This window comes from Kitasatospora sp. NPDC057512 (assembly GCF_042802135.1).
Lineage (GTDB): Bacteria > Actinomycetota > Actinomycetes > Streptomycetales > Streptomycetaceae > Kitasatospora.
In genome coordinates, this window is record NZ_JBHVET010001108.1 from 1 (window position 1) to 1,897 (window position 1,897).

Consider the following 1,897-nt stretch of genomic DNA (forward strand, 5'->3'; position numbering starts at 1 on the left):
CAGCAGGAGGGCGCCCACGGCGGCGAGCCCGCGGGGCAGCGCGCGGTCGGCGGTCGGTGATCCGGGTGTCTTCGGCATGCACGGCACCGTAGGCGCGGGATGTCAGGCTCCCGTGTGGATCGGGTCTCGGCCGGCCGTCGGAACGATCAGGTTCCGGTAACGGCGTCCCGGTCCGGTACCGGTGGCCGCCGCCCTTCCTGAGCCGGCATCAGGGACGGTAGGGGGGCAGGCGCTTGACGGTGGAGACCCGGGTCGGCGCGGTCGGCCGTCGGCGGTGGGGTTCAGAGGCCGAGGTCGGTGAGGCCCGGGTGGTCGTCGGGGCGGCGGCCGAGTGGCCAGTGGAACAGCCGCTCCGCGGCGGTGATCGGCAGGTCGTTGATCGAGGCGTGCCGCCGGGCCATCAGCCCGTTCCGGTCGAACTCCCAGTTCTCGTTGCCGTAGGAGCGGTACCAGCGGCCGTCGCCGTCGTGCCACTCGTACGCGAAGCGGACCGCGATGCGGTCCCCGCCGTACGTCCAGAGCTCCTTGATCAGGCGGTAGTCCAGTTCGCGCTGCCACTTGCGGGTGAGGAAGTCGGCGATCCGGTCGCGGCCGGTGAGGAACTCGGAGCGGTTGCGCCAGCGGCTGTCCGGGGTGTAGGCGAGGGCGACCCGTCGGGGGTCGCGGGTGTTCCAGGCGTCCTCGGCGGCCCGGACCTTCCGGTGGGCGGTCTCCTCGGTGAACGGGGGCAGGGGCGGGCGCTGCTCGGTGCCGGTCTCGGGCATGGATGCTCCTCGGAATGGGCGTTCCGTCGGTGAGAACGATCGTTCTCGCTGTAGTGGCTACAGTAGGAGAACCATCGTTCTCACGCAAAGGGCACGGCAGATGGAGCACGAAGACCCGCGGACCCGGATCCTCGACGCGGCCGAGGAGCTGTTCTACGGGCAGGGCGTCCAGGCGGTCGGCATGGACGCCGTCCGGGCTGCCTCCGGCGTGACCATGCGCCGCCTGTACCAGCACTTCCCGTCCAAGGGCGAGCTGGTCGAGGCCTACCTGTTGCGCCGCGACGGCCGCTGGCGGGCGAACCTCGCCGTGTACGTCTCACGCGCCGGGGGCACCCCGAGGGAGCAGCTGCTCGCGGTCTTCGACTGGCTCGGCCGGTGGTTCGCCGAACCCGGCTTCCGGGGCTGCGCCTTCGTCAACTCGCTCGGCGAACTCGGTGCCGTCAGCCCCGCGGTGGTGGCCGCCGCCCGGCACCACAAGGAGGAGTTCGGCGGCTACCTCGCGGGCCTGGTCGAGGCCGCCGGAGCCCCGCCCGCCACCGCCGTCCACCTGACCCTGCTGGCCGAGGGGGCGATCACCAGCGCGGCCGTCCACGGGGATCCGACGGCCGCCGCCGACGCCAGGGAGGCCGCCCGGCTGCTGCTGGACGCGGCGCCGGCCCGGTAGTCGGCGGTCCCGGCGCGGATGCCGACCGTCCGACCAACCTCCGCCACCGGGGCTGTGGAACAGGTGAGTCGTGGCACCGGGCGGTACCGGGTGGTGCTGGTGGGGCGTCGTCAGATGCGATCGTTCCGGGCCGAACCGCACCGGGCGAGTGCTTTTCGCTCGAACGCGCGTTTATCGCCCATTGATCGACACCGCCTAGCCTCGGGCGCATGGACGAGAGAACGGCCGAGCGGCCGGGGGCGTTGCCCGAGGGGCGGATGACGGAGCAGGACACCGAGCGGTTCCGGCAGTTGCTGGCGCGGCTGGAGGATTCGTTGGCGGTGGACCGGAAGACGGCGCGGCGCGATGCCTGAGTGCGCCGAGCCGGGCCCGGTGGCGGTACTGCCGGTGGCGGTCCCGCCGGTCGAGGTCCTGCCGCTCTGGCGGCGGGGCGAGTCCGGGCAGGACCGGAACGCGGACCGGCCCGGGG

General features: G+C 73.1%; 3 protein-coding genes. 2 read left to right on the forward strand and 1 reads right to left on the reverse strand.

Annotation, left to right across the window (positions count from 1 at the left end):
• Positions 1-281 precede the first annotated feature (281 nt).
• On the reverse strand, positions 282-764 hold the full coding sequence (locus ACFU6K_RS38085) for a DUF1348 family protein (protein ID WP_380671110.1): 483 nt from the start codon (positions 762-764) through the stop codon (positions 282-284).
• A gap of 100 nt (positions 765-864) precedes the next feature.
• On the opposite strand from ACFU6K_RS38085, the gene ACFU6K_RS38090 reads away from it, so the two are divergent.
• Together ACFU6K_RS38090 and ACFU6K_RS38095 are read left to right on the forward strand one after the other, a co-directional pair.
• Complete coding sequence (locus ACFU6K_RS38090) at positions 865-1,428, forward strand: TetR/AcrR family transcriptional regulator (RefSeq protein ID WP_380671111.1); 564 nt, start codon at positions 865-867, stop codon at positions 1,426-1,428.
• A 209-nt stretch (positions 1,429-1,637) separates the two neighbouring features.
• A complete protein-coding gene (locus ACFU6K_RS38095) occupies positions 1,638-1,781 on the forward strand; it encodes a hypothetical protein (RefSeq protein ID WP_158077759.1) in 144 nt (47 codons plus the stop codon).
• Positions 1,782-1,897: the final 116 nt, after the last annotated feature.

Excerpts from the sequence above, each read along its gene's own strand:
- ACFU6K_RS38085 (WP_380671110.1), bottom strand. The coding sequence starts at position 764 with ATGCCCGAGACCGGCACCGAGCAGCGCCCGCCCCTGCCCCCGTTCACC.
- ACFU6K_RS38090 (WP_380671111.1), top strand. The coding sequence starts at position 865 with ATGGAGCACGAAGACCCGCGGACCCGGATCCTCGACGCGGCCGAGGAG.
- ACFU6K_RS38095 (WP_158077759.1), top strand. The coding sequence starts at position 1,638 with ATGGACGAGAGAACGGCCGAGCGGCCGGGGGCGTTGCCCGAGGGGCGG.